Origin of the sequence: Mesorhizobium sp. B2-1-1, assembly GCF_006442975.2 — a bacterium.
Lineage (GTDB): Bacteria > Pseudomonadota > Alphaproteobacteria > Rhizobiales > Rhizobiaceae > Mesorhizobium.
On the sequence record NZ_CP083954.1, the window covers coordinates 1,729,816 to 1,743,270 of the forward strand.

General features: G+C 64.6%; 14 protein-coding genes. 8 read left to right on the plus strand and 6 right to left on the minus strand.

Annotated elements, in window-relative coordinates; translation table 11 throughout:
- Positions 1–17: 17 nt before the first annotated feature.
- Entirely contained in the window at positions 18–896 is an 879-nt protein-coding gene (locus FJ972_RS08435; protein WP_140522501.1) for a methylated-DNA--[protein]-cysteine S-methyltransferase, read from the minus strand.
- A 114-nt stretch (positions 897–1,010) separates the two neighbouring features.
- Between FJ972_RS08435 and FJ972_RS08440 the strand changes: the two genes are divergently transcribed.
- Positions 1,011–1,826, plus strand: a complete 816-nt coding sequence (locus tag FJ972_RS08440) for a class I SAM-dependent methyltransferase (protein WP_140522499.1) — start codon at positions 1,011–1,013, stop codon at positions 1,824–1,826.
- Between the two features lie 45 nt (positions 1,827–1,871).
- On the opposite strand, the gene FJ972_RS08445 is transcribed toward FJ972_RS08440, so the two are convergent.
- Positions 1,872–2,366 (minus strand): DUF2244 domain-containing protein, encoded by a 495-nt coding sequence (locus tag FJ972_RS08445; RefSeq protein ID WP_140500184.1) that lies wholly within the window; start codon positions 2,364–2,366, stop codon positions 1,872–1,874.
- A 22-nt stretch (positions 2,367–2,388) separates the two neighbouring features.
- Between FJ972_RS08445 and nth the strand changes: the two genes are divergently transcribed.
- On the plus strand, positions 2,389–3,192 hold the full coding sequence (gene nth, locus FJ972_RS08450) for an endonuclease III (RefSeq protein ID WP_140522497.1): 804 nt from the start codon (positions 2,389–2,391) through the stop codon (positions 3,190–3,192).
- Position 3,193: 1 nt separating this feature from the next.
- Here the strand turns inward: nth and FJ972_RS08455 are convergent, their stop codons facing one another.
- From FJ972_RS08455 to FJ972_RS08465, 3 genes are all read right to left on the minus strand, one after another.
- Complete coding sequence (locus FJ972_RS08455; RefSeq protein WP_140513750.1) at positions 3,194–4,702, minus strand: tripartite tricarboxylate transporter permease; 1,509 nt, start codon at positions 4,700–4,702, stop codon at positions 3,194–3,196.
- 10 nt (positions 4,703–4,712) lie between these two features.
- Positions 4,713–5,174 (minus strand): tripartite tricarboxylate transporter TctB family protein, encoded by a 462-nt coding sequence (locus tag FJ972_RS08460; RefSeq protein WP_140522495.1) that lies wholly within the window; start codon positions 5,172–5,174, stop codon positions 4,713–4,715.
- A 75-nt stretch (positions 5,175–5,249) separates the two neighbouring features.
- Positions 5,250–6,227, minus strand: a complete 978-nt coding sequence (locus tag FJ972_RS08465; RefSeq protein ID WP_140496395.1) for a tripartite tricarboxylate transporter substrate-binding protein — start codon at positions 6,225–6,227, stop codon at positions 5,250–5,252.
- Positions 6,228–6,533: 306 nt separating this feature from the next.
- On the opposite strand from FJ972_RS08465, the gene FJ972_RS08470 reads away from it, so the two are divergent.
- Positions 6,534–7,073 (plus strand): GNAT family N-acetyltransferase, encoded by a 540-nt coding sequence (locus FJ972_RS08470; protein WP_140522494.1) that lies wholly within the window; start codon positions 6,534–6,536, stop codon positions 7,071–7,073.
- A 112-nt stretch (positions 7,074–7,185) separates the two neighbouring features.
- Here FJ972_RS08470 and FJ972_RS08475 read toward each other — a convergent pair whose 3' ends face one another.
- On the minus strand, positions 7,186–8,034 hold the full coding sequence (locus FJ972_RS08475; RefSeq protein WP_224680568.1) for an IclR family transcriptional regulator: 849 nt from the start codon (positions 8,032–8,034) through the stop codon (positions 7,186–7,188).
- Positions 8,035–8,217: 183 nt separating this feature from the next.
- Between FJ972_RS08475 and FJ972_RS08480 the strand changes: the two genes are divergently transcribed.
- The 5 genes from FJ972_RS08480 (at position 8,218) to FJ972_RS08500 (ending at position 13,452) form a co-directional block, all read left to right on the plus strand.
- Positions 8,218–9,195: a Bug family tripartite tricarboxylate transporter substrate binding protein gene (locus FJ972_RS08480; RefSeq protein ID WP_140496391.1), complete on the plus strand. Its 978-nt coding sequence runs from the start codon at positions 8,218–8,220 to the stop codon at positions 9,193–9,195.
- 130 nt (positions 9,196–9,325) lie between these two features.
- Positions 9,326–9,862, plus strand: coding sequence for a tripartite tricarboxylate transporter TctB family protein (locus FJ972_RS08485; RefSeq protein ID WP_140522492.1), 537 nt, complete (start codon positions 9,326–9,328; stop codon positions 9,860–9,862).
- 4 nt (positions 9,863–9,866) lie between these two features.
- Positions 9,867–11,390, plus strand: coding sequence for a tripartite tricarboxylate transporter permease (locus tag FJ972_RS08490; RefSeq protein WP_140522490.1), 1,524 nt, complete (start codon positions 9,867–9,869; stop codon positions 11,388–11,390).
- Between the two features lie 15 nt (positions 11,391–11,405).
- Entirely contained in the window at positions 11,406–12,590 is a 1,185-nt protein-coding gene (locus tag FJ972_RS08495; protein WP_140522488.1) for a CaiB/BaiF CoA transferase family protein, read from the plus strand.
- A gap of 16 nt (positions 12,591–12,606) precedes the next feature.
- On the plus strand, positions 12,607–13,452 hold the full coding sequence (locus tag FJ972_RS08500) for a citryl-CoA lyase (RefSeq protein WP_140496383.1): 846 nt from the start codon (positions 12,607–12,609) through the stop codon (positions 13,450–13,452).
- Positions 13,453–13,455 lie beyond the last annotated feature (3 nt).

The window sequence follows — 13,455 nt, forward strand, 5'->3', positions numbered from 1 at the left end:
CGCCGGCGTTCCCGATTTCAAGAGGTGACCTGTCCCGCCTCCCAGCCCAGAATGGCGCGCTTGCGGGTCAGGCCCCAGTGGTAGCCGGTGAGGTCGCCGGATTTGCCGATGGCGCGGTGGCAAGGCACCACGAAGGAGAGCGGGTTGGCGCCGTTGGCGGCGCCGACGGCGCGGCTGGCGCTCGGCGCGCCGATGCTGGCGGCAATCGAGGAATAGGTGCGAGCCTTGCCCATCGGAATCTGGAGCAAGGCCTCCCAGACGCGAACCTGGAAGTCGGTGCCGATCATCACGACATGCAGCGGCTGGTCCGGGCGCCACAGCGTCGGGTCGAAGATACGCGCGGCGTAGGGACCGGTCGCGACCATATCCTCGACATAGACGGCATTCGGCCAGCGGCTGGACATATCGGCGAAAGCGGCGCGTTCCTCGCCCGGATCGCTGAAGGCGAGGCCGGCAAGCCCGCGGTCGGTGGCCATGATCAGGGCAGTGCCGAATGGCGAGGTATGATAGCCATAGCGGATGGTGAGCCCGGCGCCGCGCGTCTTGTAGTCGCCCGGCGACATCGCCTCATGGGTGACGAACAGGTCGTGCAGCCGGCCGGGGCCGGACATGCCGAGCTCGAACGAGGTTTCGAGCAGCGGCATGCCGGAATCGAGCAGCCTGCGGGCATGGTCCAGCGTCACCGCCTGCAGGAATGCTTTGGGCGACAGGCCTGCCCAGCGTGTGAACAGCTTCTGCAGGCCGGTCGGCGTCTCGCCGACCTCCTCTGCAAGCTCCTCGAGAGAAGGCTGGTCGCGATAGTCGAGGCTGATCTTCTCGATGGCGCGGCGCACGATTTCGTAGTCGTTGCCTTCGGGCGTGATGTCCTTCTTGAGGACTGCTGTCTGGGTGCTCATGGGAATTCTCCTTGAGCCGGAATATCAGCCCTTGGGGCGCCGATCGCCACCCGAAACTTGCCTTCTTGCGGCGCATACCCAGATAAACTCTGGTTTTCGAGCCCAGGAGTCGCCATGGCGGGTGAAAAGGTAAATCTCGCCGGCGCGAAAGAAACCTTGCTGATGACGCTCTACGGCAAGGCGCTGGAAAGCCGGATGCCCCATTCGCTGCTTGGGGATCGTTTCGCCGACGAGGCGGTGCGTAAGATCGACTATGATTTCTCAAGACTCAAGGTCGACAGCAATCTCGGCATCGGCCTGGCGATCAGGGCAAAGACGCTGGACGTCCGCGTCGAGGAGTTTCTGGCCAGAAATCCTGATGCCATCGTGCTGCATCTGGGGTGCGGGCTCGACACGCGCATCTTCCGGGTCAATCCGCCACCAGGCGTCGACTGGTTCGATGTCGACTATCCGGAAGTCATTGAACTCAGGCGCAAGCTTTACCCGCCGCGCGACCGCTATCGCCTCATCGCTTCGTCGGTAACAGAGCCGGACTGGCTGGCTGAAGTGCCCCGGAACCGACCGGCCATCGTGGTGGCGGAGGGGCTGACGCCCTATCTCCCGGCCGAGGAAGGGTTCCGCCTGTTCTCGCGCCTGGTGATACATCTTGCCGGCGGCGACCTGATTTTCGACGCTTACAGCGGTTTCGGCCTGAAGCTGCTGCGCCTCAATCCGGCGATCAGGGCGACAGGCGCCGAGGTCCACTGGGCGATCGAGGATCCGCACGAACTGGAACTGGCTGTCCCGAAGCTCCGATTCATCGAAGACATCCCGGCCTATGGACCTGAACACGCCGCCCGCATGGGCTGGCCCGCGCAGCTGTTCGTTCGGCTTTGGAAATACATTCCCGCACTGCGCAAGATCGGCAGGCTTTTGCGCTATCGCTTCTGAAACGTCGTACCCTTGTTCGACGCGGTCCGGACGCAAGCTGTTCGGCTAGCGCGCCTTGGCGGTGGCGAGCGCACGTGAAAAGGCGGTGGCGAAGCTTTCGCGGGAATCGGGGTCGAGAAAGCCGCCGATCGCCACGTTTTGTCCCTGCGCCTCGACCGCCATCCGGGTGATGCCGATTTCGGCGTGACGGGCGACCGAAAAGCGCGCCCAGAACGGGTTGAAGCGGTGCGCTTCCGATTTTCCCGACGGCGCGGTCTTGCGGATATCGAGGCTGGTGCGCGAGATCGACACCTCCTCGCGGGCGCGGGCGGCACGGTAGTTCATGCGGAAGGCAATGTAGACGGCGACAACGTCCAGACCGAAGAAGCCGAAAACCGGCCAGGCGCCGCGCGACAGGAAAAAAGCCCCGGTCACCAGCCAGCCGAACAGCAGCGCGACCATCAGCACGGCGAAGCCGGTCTTGCCCAGCGACCGGTGCGGGGTCAGCAAGGCGCTGAAGAAGGGTTCGTCCGCCTGGAACGAGGCATTTGTGTCGTTCATATCTGGATATTATAGGAAGGAAATGGCAAGCCCCAAGTCCAAAGTACCCGCACAATCCGAAAAGAAGCCACTGCCTGGACCGCGCGACGGCTCGAACGCCAAGCCCAGCCCCAGGCCGGCCCGATCCAGAACGCTCTACAGTCCGGCGGAGGTGCACGAGATTTTCCGGCGCTTTGCCGTCCAGCGGCCGGAGCCGAAGGGCGAGCTCGAACATGTAAACCCCTTCACCCTGCTGGTGGCCGTCGTGCTGTCGGCGCAGGCGACCGACGCTGGCGTCAACAAGGCGACGCGGGCGCTGTTCAAGATCGCCGATACGCCGCGCAAAATGCTGGATCTGGGTGAGGCCAGGGTCGGCGACTATATCAGGACCATCGGTCTGTGGCGCAACAAGGCCAAGAACGTCATCGCGCTGTCGCAGGCATTGATTCGCGATCATGGTGGCGAGGTGCCGGACAGCCGGGACGAACTGGTCAAATTGCCGGGGGTCGGGCGCAAGACCGCCAATGTCGTGCTCAACATGGCCTTCGGCCAGCACACGATGGCCGTCGACACGCACATCTTCCGCATCGGCAACCGCATAGGACTGGCGCCCGGCAAGACGCCCGACCAGGTCGAGCAGGGGCTGTTGAAGATCATTCCCGACGAATATATGCGCCACGCGCATCACTGGCTGATCCTGCATGGCCGCTACGTCTGCAAGGCGCGCAAGCCGGATTGCCCGGCCTGCGTCATCGCCGACCTCTGCAAGGCGCAGGAAAAGACGACCAGCGTGCCGGCGCCGCTGGTCGAGATCGCTCCGCTCGAGGAAGCGAGCGGAATTCAATAAGTTAACTCTCCTCCACAAACACCTCTTCGCGCTTCTTCTTGACCGCGGGCAGGAAGACGATGACGAGCACGGCGAGCGCGATGAGGAGCAGGCCGGCGCTGATCGGTCTCGTCACGAAGGCGCTGGGATCGCCACGCGACAGAATCATGGCCCGGCGGAGATTTTCCTCAAGCAGGGGGCCAAGCACGAAGCCGAGCAGCAGGGGCGCGGGTTCGCAGCGCAGTTTGGTCAGGAGATAGCCGAGGAAGCCGAAAAAGGCGACGGCGTAGAGGTCGTAGACATTGGTGTTGACGCTGTAAACGCCGATCGAGCAGAACGCCATGATGATCGGGAAAAGCACGTAATAGGGGATCGTAAGCAGCTTCACCCAGAGCCCGATCAGCGGCAGGTTCAGGACGATCAGCATCAGGTTGCCGATCCACATGGAGGCGATGATGCCCCAGAAAAGCGCCGGCTGTTCGGTCGCGACATTCGGGCCGGGCACGATGCCCTGGATGATCATCGCGCCGATCATCAGCGCCATGACCGGATTGGCTGGAATGCCGAGCGTCAGCATGGGGATGAAGGAGGTCTGCGCGCCGGCATTGTTGGCCGATTCCGGCCCGGCGACGCCTGCGATCGCGCCCTTGCCGAATTCTTCCGGGTTTTTCGATACGCGCTTCTCGACCGTGTAGGAGGCAAAGGCCGCAAGGATCGCGCCGCCTCCCGGCAGGATGCCGAGCGCTGAACCAATGATCGTTCCGCGCACGATGGGCGCCGCCATGCGCCTGAAGTCGTCGCGGGTGGGCATGAGCCCTGAAACCTTTCGGATCATTACCGAGCGCTCATGCTCGTTCTCGAGGTTGCGCAGGATCTCGGCAATGCCGAAGACGCCGACCGCCACGGCGACGAAATTCAGCCCGTCGGCATATTCGGGGATGCCGAGCGTGAAGCGCGGCGTGCCGGTGTAGATATCGGTGCCGACAATGCCGAGCAACAGACCGAGCACGACCATCGCCAGCGCCTTGACGATCGAACCGTGCGCAAGCGCGACCGACGAGACGAGGCCGACGACCATCAGCGAAAAATATTCGGCCGCGCCGAACTCCAGCGCGATCGAGGTCAGCGGCGGGGCGAAGATGGCGACGAGGAAGGTCGACACCGTGCCGGCGAAGAACGAACCGATCGCCGCGATCGCGAGTGCCGCGCCGGCGCGGCCGTTCCTGGCCATCTGATAGCCGTCGATCGCCGTGACGGCCGAGGACGATTCGCCGGGCATGTTGATGAGAATGGCCGTGGTCGAGCCGCCATATTGCGCACCGTAATAGATGCCGGCGAGCATGATGAGGGAGGAAACCGGGTCGCCGATCTGAAAGGTGATCGGCAAGAGCATGGCGATGGTCGCGGTGGCGCCAATTCCAGGCAGGACGCCGATCAGCGTGCCAAGAAGGACGCCGATCAGGCAGAAACCAAGGTTCGTCAGCGATGAAGCGGTCGAAAAGCCGAGCGCCAGATTGTCGAGGAGCTCCATGCTCATCTCCTCACAATGGCAGCCATGGGCCAAAGCGTCGGAACGGAAGGCCGAGTGCGTAGCTGAAGACGAAAAATGCAAACAGGGTCAGGCCAGCCGACAGCACGAACGCGGTCAGCGGTTTCATGCGGCCGCTGGCGAACGATGCGATCAGCGCCGTCAGGAAGATTGACGGAATGAAGCCAAGGCCGCGCACCGTCAGGCCGAAGAAGATCGGAGCGGGAAGGATGAACAGCGAGCCGCGCCACGCAATGTAGCCGATCGGATCGCCCTCGAATCGCACCGCCTGGAAGAGGATGACGAGGCCAAGCAGGATCAGCACGATCGCCAGCACCAGCGGGAAATAGCCCGGCCCCATGCGGAAGGCGGTGCCGATTTCCAGGCCGAGCGACTGCAACGCGAAAAATGCGCCGAAAACGATGAACAGCGCAGCGCATGTGCCGTTCGTCCTGTCGATTGCGAAAGCCTTCATGACATTCCTCCCAAGCTGCGGGCGCGCGACGATACCGAAGCGAAAACGGGGCGCCGGCGGCGCCCCGTTCAAAACTCAGTCGGCGTATTGGCCGGCGGCTTCGATGATCGGCTTCCAGCGCGCGATCTCGTTTTCCAGCTTGGCCTTCAGCGCGGCCGGCGTCGCGTCGGCCTGCGGCGACGGCCTGGTGCCGAGCTCGGCGAAGCGGGCGGCGACGTTCTCGTCCTTCAGCGCGACCTGCAGGGATTTCGACAGCCGTTCGGTGATCTCCGCCGGAGTGCCCTTGGGGGCATAAAGACCGTGCCAGATGCTGACCTGCACGTCGGGAAGGCCGGCTTCCGTCGTCGTCGGGACATCGGGCAGCACATCGAGGCGCTCCGGCGAGGTGACGGCGTAAGCCTTGATCGTGCCGCCCTGGATCTGCTTGGTGGTGTTGGTCGTCTGGTCGCACATGATGTCGACCTGGCCCCCGAGGAGATCGGTCATGGCCGGGCCGGTGCCCTTGTAGGGGACGGTGACCAGCGGCGTCTTGATAGCGCTCATGAACAGCATGCCGCAGAGATGCGAGGCAGCACCTATGCCGGCATTGGCTACGGTGACGCTATCCTTGTTGGCCTTGGCATACTCGACCAATCCCTTCAAATCGGCCGGCTCGAGGTCCTTTCGGCCAACGATGGTCATTGGCACCTCGGTGACGAGGCCGACATATTCGAAGGCGTTCAGCGTGTCGTAGGCGAGCTTTCGGTAGAGTGTGGCACTGGTGGCCATGCCGATGTGATGGAGGAGCAGGGTGTAACCGTCCGGCTCGGCCTTCGCGACGCGGCCAGCGCCCAGCGTGCCACCGGCGCCGCCGACATTCTCGACGATGACCTGCTGGCCGAGATCCTTGGACATGGCTTCCGCGACAAGACGCGTGACCGTGTCGGTCGGGCCGCCGGCCGCAAACGGCACCACGACGGTGATGGTGCGTTCGGGATAGGTTTGCGCGCCTGCGGCGACCGGATAAAGCGTGACGGCCACGGCGGCAGCCAGAGCGGCGACAAATCTTCTCATCGTGATTTCCTCCCAGAGCTTAAATCTTCAACCGCTGCGCGGAGTTCTCCTCGACACCGGCTGCACGGGTACAACTAGGGCAGGCTAACAGATTGCAATCGTACTCAAATGGCAAAGTGCTGATATCCGCAACCGTTCTGGCTTGCGATCCATGAGGCGGCCGGACCATCGGAGGAACGACTGTCCCGGCTGGATCGGGGCACGCCAAGCGCGCGCCGTCTGTCTGGAAGATGATCCGCCCGGCCTGGCCCTTGCTCGCGGCCGGTGATTTGCTAGGTGCTTTGCAGGTTTGAGCGAGGGCGACCCATGAACCATCACGACACAAGCGGCGTTCCGGTTATTGAAACGACGCGCGCCATCCTGCGAGCGCACCGGCTGGAGGATTTCGACGCCTATGTCGCCATGTGGGCCGATCCGGTCGTCACCCGCTTCATCGGCGGCAGGCCGCGCACGCGAGAAGAGAGCTGGATGCGCTTCCTGCGTCACGCCGGGCTCTGGTCGCTGCTCGGCTACGGTTTCTGGGCGATCGAGGACAAGGCGACGGGCCGTTTCGTCGGTGAGGCCGGGTTTCACGACCTCAAGCGCGATATGGAGCCGCCGATAGAGGGCATTCCGGAGGCCGGGTGGGCGCTCGCTCCGGCCGCCCACGGCGCCGGCCTCGCCACCGAGATCGTCAGCCGCGTGCTTGGCTGGGGCGACGAGACCTTCGGACGTGGCAAAACCGTCTGCATCATCGACCCCGAAAACACCGCTTCCTTGAACGTGGCGACGAAGTGCGGCTACCGGGAGGTGGCGCGGACCATCTATCACGAAACCCCGACCATCCTGCTGGAGCGGTTGGCCTGAGCACTCGCCAAGTGCCTAAAGCGCGCGGCGTCGAAACGGATTCATGCGCTGCGCTTAGCTTTCTTGTTTTACGTCGTTCTCCCAAAGCCGAGGTCCCTTTGGGCGGCATGCATTAGCGGTCGTTCCGCAAGGGCGTCGAAATGATCCGAGAACGCCGTCTGCTCCTGATAACCGCGCCGGGACTGGCATTATCCGTTTGCACCGCGGCTTCGCGAGCCGCTTCATCGAGCATCGAGGCATCCTCGCCGAAGGCGCGGGTGGCGCGGGCCGCCGCCTCGAGCAGCGGCCGCCGCATGCGCCGCAGGAAGGCCGCGTCGACGCGTGTGCTCGGGCCGGCCAGGGTCAAGGCGCCGAGCAGAACCCGCCCAGGCCCGAACACCGGCGCCGAGACGCCCGCCGTCTGCGGGTCGCGGTCGCCGATGGCGAGGCAGTTGCAGGTCTTGCGGATGGTTTCGTAGGGTTCGCCCGGTTGTCCGGAAAACGCCGCCAGCACACGCCCGCCGGAGCCCACCAGCAACGGCAGGACGTCACCCTCGCGGATCGTATAGCGGATAGGATGCTTGGACTCGACGCGATAGAGACAGGTGCGCACGTCTCCCGACCGGACATAGAACGCAACGCTTTCCCAGCTTAGCTCGCAGAGATCGCGCATGATCGGCAGCAGGATGTCGACCGCCACGACCGACCGCTGATAGAGCGCGCCGAGCCGGAAGCTGGCCGGTCCGATGCGGTAGCGTCCGTCGTCCAGGCGCTCCAGCAATTGTCCGCGCAAAAGCGAATTGGCCAGCCGCAGAATGGTGCTCTTATAGAGGCCGGTTCGGGCCGCGATCTCGGAAAGGCTGAGCGAGCGGTCCGCCGTGGTGAATGCATCGAGGATGGCAATGGCCCGGTCAAGCGCGGCAACACCGTCGGCTGACGCGCTCCGGATTTCGATGCCAGCTGGTTTGCCTGCCGAATTCATTGGTCCCCAGTCGAACAAAGGTCGAGCGGCGCGATTGTGTCGCGCAGCTCAAGCATTCTGTCCAGCAGAATATCGTTCCTGTTGACGGAACGCGGTAAAGTCTGCTTGAACTCAAGCACGGGTCTGGTTTCAGGCGCGTTTTTGGCGGGCACCGGAGGAGGTGTCGTGATTTGGAGGAATCCCATGCTGAACAGACGCAAATTTTTGATGAGCACCGCTGCCGCGGGGGCCGCCGGGCTGGTGGCGTCGCGTCTTTCTCCCGCTCTTGCCCAAGGCACGCCGCAGATACAGATTTTCGTGCCGGCGGCGCCCGGTGGCGGCTGGGACCAGACCGCGCGCACGATGGACCAGGTGCTTCGCAGCGAGAAGCTGATCTCCGGCTCGCAGATCACCAATGTCGGCGGCGCCGGCGGCACGGTCGGGCTGCCGCAATTCATCAGTCAATGGAACGGCAAGGGCAATTCGCTGATGGTTGGCGGCATGGTCATGGTCGGCGCCATCATCGCCAACAAGGCTGCCAATAATTTGACGCAGGTCACGCCGATCGCCCGGCTCACCGGCGAGTTCGAAGCGCTGGTGGTGCCGGCGGCCTCGCCGTTCAAGACGGCCGCCGACTTCGTCGCCGCGCTTAAAGAGGATCCGACGAAGGTTCCCGTCGCCGGCGGCTCGGCCGGCGGTTCGGACCATATCCTGTTCGGCCTGATCGCCAAGACGGCGGGCGTGCCGGCGACAAACCTGTCCTACGTGCCGTTCGCGGGCGGCGGCGAGGCGCTGTCAGCGCTGCTCGGCAACCAGGTGGCGGCGGGCATTTCCGGCTTTGGCGAGTTCTCCGAACAGGTCAAGGCCGGGGCGCTCAGGCTGCTCGCCATTTCCGCCGACAAGCGGCAGGAGGGCATCGATGCGCCAACGCTGAAGGAAGCCGGCATCGACGTCGAACTGTTCAACTGGCGCGGCGTCTTCGCACCCCCCGGCGTCTCCGATACCGATAAGGCGGCGATGATCACGCTGGTCGAGACCATGGCCAAGAGCGATGCCTGGGCCACGGAATGCAAGAACCGCAACTGGACGCCCATCCTGCTCACCGGCGACGACTATGCGAAGTTCCTTGCCGAGGATACGGCTCGCATCGAAGCCATCCTCAAGGATCTCGGGCTCGCCTGATTTCCCTGAAGGGGGCGGGTCCATGGTCCGCCCTTTTTCCTCCCGCCGTTCGCATGGACATGCGATCCACCGGGGATGAAGATAGGATAAAAGCCGGCTGTGAGACGCCGGCTGTCTTGGGAGGACATTCATGAGCACCAGCGACCAGCAGGCTGCGTCCTCGCGCCTTGCCGTACCCGAACTGCTGATCGGCATCGGGCTTCTGGCCTGTGCCGGGGCGGTCGCCTGGCAGACCTTGGCGATCCCGGTGTCGCCGCTCTACTCCAAGGTCGGCCCGACCGTCTTTCCCTACCTCACCATGTTCGGCCTGGTGGTTCTTTCGCTCTTGCTCATCGTCGCCGCACTGCGCGGCGGCTGGCAGCCGGAAGAGGAAAAGGAGACGCCGACCGACTGGAAGGCGATGGGCTTCGTCGTCATCGGCCTTGTCACCAACCTGCTCCTGATCCAGCCGCTCGGCTTTACCGCGGCATCCGTCATCATGTTCGTTCTGGTCTGCTACGGCTTCGGCAGCCGGCATACGCTGCGCGATGCGCTCACTGGCCTCGTGCTGGCGCTGGCCGCCTATTTCGGCTTCGCCAGGGCGCTCGGCGTCAATATCGGCGCCGGTTTCATCGAGAACCAGCTGAATACGGTGATCGATGCGTTCACCAGCACGCTGAGGGGCTGACGCCATGGAAACGCTAGGCCATCTGGCACACGGTTTCGCCGTCGCCTTCACTCCGGTCAACCTTCTGTGGTGCCTGCTCGGCACCACGCTTGGCACCGCCATCGGCGTGCTGCCCGGCCTCGGACCGGCGCTGACCATCGCGCTGCTTCTGCCGATCACCTACCAGGTTGCGCCGGAGGCCTCCTTCATCCTGTTTGCCGGCATCTATTACGGGGCCATGTATGGCGGCTCGACGACCTCGATCCTGCTCAACACGCCAGGCGAAAGCGCTACCATCGTCACCGCGCTGGAAGGCAACAAGATGGCCCGGTCCGGGCGCGGCGGCGCCGCACTTGCCACCTCGGCGATCGGCTCCTTCGTCGCCGGCACTCTCGGCACGCTGGGCGTCGCCTTCCTGGCGCCTATCGTGGTCAGGTTCGCGCTGGCCTTCGGCCCGGCCGAATATTTCTCGCTGATGGTGCTGGCCTTCATCACGGTTTCGGCGGTGCTGGGCTCGTCCTCGGTGCGCGGCTTGACCAGCCTGTTCGCCGGCTTTGTTATCGGCATGATCGGGGTCGACCTGCAGACCGGCCAGCCGCGCTTCACCTTCGGCATGACCGAACTGCTCGACGGCGTCGACGTCATCATCGCCGCCGTCGGCCTGTTCGCCGTCGGTGAGACGCTCTACATGGCCTCGCGCCGTTATGCCGGCAAGGACGAGATCGTGCCGCTGAAGGGCTCGCTCTATATGACGGCGGCCGAATGGAGGCGCTCGTGGAAGCCCTGGTTGCGCGGCGCCGCGATCGGCTTCCCGATCGGCGCCATGCCGGCCGGCGGCGCCGAGATCCCGACCTTCCTGTCCTATGCCATCGAAAAGAAGCTTTCGAAGCACAAGCAGGAATTCGGCACGGTTGGCGCCATCGAGGGGGTAGCCGGTCCGGAGGCCGCCAACAATGCCTCGGCCGCCGGCGTGCTGGTGCCGATGCTGACGCTCGGGCTGCCGACCTCGGCGACGGCGGCAATCATGCTTTCGGCCTTCCAGAGCTACGGCATCAATCCAGGCCCGCTGCTTCTGACGACACAAGGCAACCTGGTCTGGGGACTGATCGCCAGCCTGTTCATCGCCAACGTCATTCTCGTCATCCTCAATCTGCCGCTGATCGGGCTTTGGGTGCGGCTGCTGAAGATCCCGGCGCCGCAGCTCTATGCCGGCATCCTGGTTTTCGCCACCGTCGGCACCTACGGCATTTCGCAGTCGCCGATCGACCTCGCCATCCTCTATCTCCTGGGTGCTGCCGGCTTCCTGATGCGGCGCTTCGATTTCCCGACCGCGCCCGTCATCATCGGCATGATCCTGGGACCGCTCGCCGAAACCCAATTCCGCCGCGCCATGACGATCTCGAACGGCGACTGGTCGGTGTTCTACAAGCACCCGCTGTCGCTGACCCTGCTGACGCTGGCCTTCATCGGCCTGGTCGGGCCGCATATCTGGGGCTACATCGAACGCCGCCGATTGCGGGGGCCGGAGCATGTGCCGGGCGATGCCTGATCGATTTGAAGTGACATGACAGACCTGCTTTCCGGCATTCGCGTGCTCGACCTGACCAACGTCCTGGCCGGGCCCTACTGCGCCTACCAGTTGGCGCTGCTCGGCGCCGACGTCATCAAGGTCGAGGCGCCGCAAGGCGGCGACCTGGCGCGACAGCTCGGCGGTTCGCCGGAACTCAACCAGGCCGGCATGGGAGCTTCGTTCCTGGCTCAGAATGCCGGCAAACGCTCCGTCGTGCTCGACCTCAAGAAGGAAGCCGAGCGCGAACGCTTCCTCGACCTGGTCGCCAGCGCCGATGCGCTGGTGGAAAACTTCCGCCCCGGCGTCATGGACCGGCTTGGCCTCGGTTACGAGGCGCTGAAGGCGGTTCGCCCCAGCCTTGTCTACTGCGCGATATCGGGCTTTGGCCAGACCGGGCCGATGCGCGACAATCCGGCCTATGACCAGATCATCCAGGGCCTTTCGGGCATTATGAGCATCACCGGCACGCCGGAGACGGCACCCTTGCGGGTCGGCTATCCCGTCGCCGACACGCTGGGCGGACTGGTCGGGGCCTTCGCCATCGTCTCGGCGCTGGTAAGGCAGAAGACGAGCGGCGAGGGTGCTTTTCTCGACGTGTCGATGCTTGAATGCACATTGTCGGCGCTTGGCTGGCCGGTTTCCAACTATCTGACGGCCGGGGTCGATCCCAAGCCGATGGGCAATGAGAACATGACGGCGGCACCGTCGGGCGCCTTTCGCACCGGCGACGGTCTGCTCAACATCGCCGCCAACAAGCAGGAGCAGTTCGTAACGCTTTGCCGGCTTATCGAACGGCCGGAGCTGGCGTCGGATCCACGCTTTGCCGAGCGCGAGACGCGCAAGCGGAACCGTGCGGCGCTGAAGATCGAGATCGAGGGGGCCCTGGCGAATGGCCCGGCGGCTGCGTGGGAAGAAAAACTGAACCGCGCCGGGGTGCCGGCGGGCAGGGTGCTGACGATCCCGCAAGTGCTGGCCGAACCGCAGGTGCTGGAGCGCCAGATGACCAGGGCTTTCGACGGCGTGGCTGACATGGAGAGACCGCTGACGGTTCTGCGCGGCGGCTTCATGGTCGATGGTACGGCTCCATTGCCGGCCTCCCCGCCACCGGCCCTGGGCGAGCACATGGACGAAGTTTTCGCCGGCCTGTCGCCCCGAGCGAAGACAAAGGCACTCACATGAACGAGCAAAAGACGATATGAGTGAGCAAAAGACGGGCCGCGAGCGTGCAGAGGAGTGGTGGCAGACCGGCATCATCGAAATGCGGCCGGGCGTCATCCGGCTGCGCGGCTATGAAATCCAGGACCTGATCGGCCGCGTCAGCTTCCCGGCTGTCATCTGGCTGATGCTGCGCGGCGAATTGCCCAGCGAGGAACAGGCCGCGCTGCTCGGCATTGCGCTGGGCGCCGCAGTCGACCACGGGCCGCAGGCGCCGTCGATCGCTATCGCCCGCATGGCGGCGACCTGCGGTGTCGGCATCAACAGCGCCATGGCTTCGGCCATCAACGTGCTTGGCGACGTCCATGGCGGCGCCGGCGAGCAGGCGCTTGCCTTCTATGGCGACATTGCCGCGGCGCTCGATGGCGGCACGACGCTGAAAGAGGCTGTCTCGGGGCGGCTTGATCGATTCTTTGCCGGGGAAAAGGGCTACGTGCCGGGGCTGGGCCATCGCTTCCATCCGGTCGACCCGCGCGCGCCGCGCCTGATGGAACTGACTCGGGAGTTTGCCGCGCGCGGCGTGATCAATGGCCGCTTCGCCGATATCGCCGAGGCGATCGAGGCGGAGGTCGCGCGGCGCAAGGGCAAAAAGATACCGCTCAACATCGATGGCGCGACCGCCGTCATTTACGGCGAGCTCGGCTTTCCGCCACCGCTAACGCGGGGGCTTTTCGTGCTGTCGCGCTCGGTCGGCATCCTGGCGCATGCCTGGGAACAATCCCAGCAAGCCGAGCGGAACAAAGGTCCGCTGCCACGCGAATGGCTGTGGGCCTATGCCGGGACGCCAGTGCGACCGCTCCCCGAAGAGGACGGCGCCGGGGCGTGAGGC

What these genes read in the sequence shown, in the direction of transcription:
- nth (WP_140522497.1), top strand. Translation starts at nt 2,389, where the DNA reads ATGGCAAGCCCCAAGTCCAAAGTACCCGCACAATCCGAAAAGAAGCCA.
- FJ972_RS08460 (WP_140522495.1), bottom strand. Translation starts at nt 5,174, where the DNA reads ATGAAGGCTTTCGCAATCGACAGGACGAACGGCACATGCGCTGCGCTG.
- FJ972_RS08485 (WP_140522492.1), top strand. Translation starts at nt 9,326, where the DNA reads ATGAGCACCAGCGACCAGCAGGCTGCGTCCTCGCGCCTTGCCGTACCC.
- FJ972_RS08495 (WP_140522488.1), top strand. Translation starts at nt 11,406, where the DNA reads ATGACAGACCTGCTTTCCGGCATTCGCGTGCTCGACCTGACCAACGTC.
- FJ972_RS08440 (WP_140522499.1), top strand. Translation starts at nt 1,011, where the DNA reads ATGGCGGGTGAAAAGGTAAATCTCGCCGGCGCGAAAGAAACCTTGCTG.
- FJ972_RS08445 (WP_140500184.1), bottom strand. Translation starts at nt 2,366, where the DNA reads ATGAACGACACAAATGCCTCGTTCCAGGCGGACGAACCCTTCTTCAGC.
- FJ972_RS08475 (WP_224680568.1), bottom strand. Translation starts at nt 8,034, where the DNA reads ATGAATTCGGCAGGCAAACCAGCTGGCATCGAAATCCGGAGCGCGTCA.
- FJ972_RS08500 (WP_140496383.1), top strand. Translation starts at nt 12,607, where the DNA reads ATGAGTGAGCAAAAGACGGGCCGCGAGCGTGCAGAGGAGTGGTGGCAG.
- FJ972_RS08470 (WP_140522494.1), top strand. Translation starts at nt 6,534, where the DNA reads ATGAACCATCACGACACAAGCGGCGTTCCGGTTATTGAAACGACGCGC.
- FJ972_RS08465 (WP_140496395.1), bottom strand. Translation starts at nt 6,227, where the DNA reads ATGAGAAGATTTGTCGCCGCTCTGGCTGCCGCCGTGGCCGTCACGCTT.
- FJ972_RS08435 (WP_140522501.1), bottom strand. Translation starts at nt 896, where the DNA reads ATGAGCACCCAGACAGCAGTCCTCAAGAAGGACATCACGCCCGAAGGC.
- FJ972_RS08490 (WP_140522490.1), top strand. Translation starts at nt 9,867, where the DNA reads ATGGAAACGCTAGGCCATCTGGCACACGGTTTCGCCGTCGCCTTCACT.
- FJ972_RS08480 (WP_140496391.1), top strand. Translation starts at nt 8,218, where the DNA reads ATGCTGAACAGACGCAAATTTTTGATGAGCACCGCTGCCGCGGGGGCC.
- FJ972_RS08455 (WP_140513750.1), bottom strand. Translation starts at nt 4,702, where the DNA reads ATGGAGCTCCTCGACAATCTGGCGCTCGGCTTTTCGACCGCTTCATCG.